The organism is Vibrio sp. D173a (genome assembly GCF_030248475.1).
Genome location: NZ_JAHGAH010001240.1, coordinates 1 through 625, shown reverse-complemented (window position 1 = coordinate 625; position 625 = coordinate 1). Strand labels below are relative to the sequence as shown.

1 pseudogene is annotated in these 625 nt (G+C 46.6%); it reads left to right on the top strand.

Annotation, left to right across the window (positions count from 1 at the left end):
• Nucleotides 1-625, top strand: a pseudogene (locus tag KIV40_RS32555) (VRR-NUC domain-containing protein); the annotation flags it as partial.

Below are 625 nucleotides of genomic sequence, written 5' to 3'. Positions count from 1 at the left end.
CTGGTGTTGTTCTTTGGCAATACCCATCAAGACCTTAGTCAATTTGTGCTAAGCGATTTAGGATTGAATACCTTTGAGCCTGTCAGTATTTCCCTTGAATCGCGTTTCTTTCAAAATCGCGCACAAGTCGATGAGTTACTCACTCTGCATGCGGTTCAGCAGCACTACTATCAGCTCACTAGCAAATCATCTTCGCAGCTCTCCGCTCTGTTGGAAAGTATGCCCACAGAAAGTGAGCACCCCACATTGGTGCGTCGTCGCTCAAGGTTGATCAATTTGATTGCCAGAGATCTCGAGAGACTGGAAGAGTATGATTTAGCACTGCACTATTTCCGTCAGTCGCATCTGCCGCCAAGTCGTGAGCGACAAGCACGTATTCATGACAAGCTAAACCAAGTTGAAACAATGAGTGACGTTGTCACCTATATCATTCAACATCCGCTTGATATTGCAGAGTTGGAAGTGGCGCAGAAGTTAGAACAACGAGTACAAAGGCTTCAAGGTCACAAAGTACCAAGAGCCAAGAAGCCGAACTGCGTAAATGAACACCTTGAATTAGACCTGAGTGCGGTTCGCGTTGAAGAAGCGGTACGTCTTAACAGGCAGGAGCAAGGATGGGATTGCT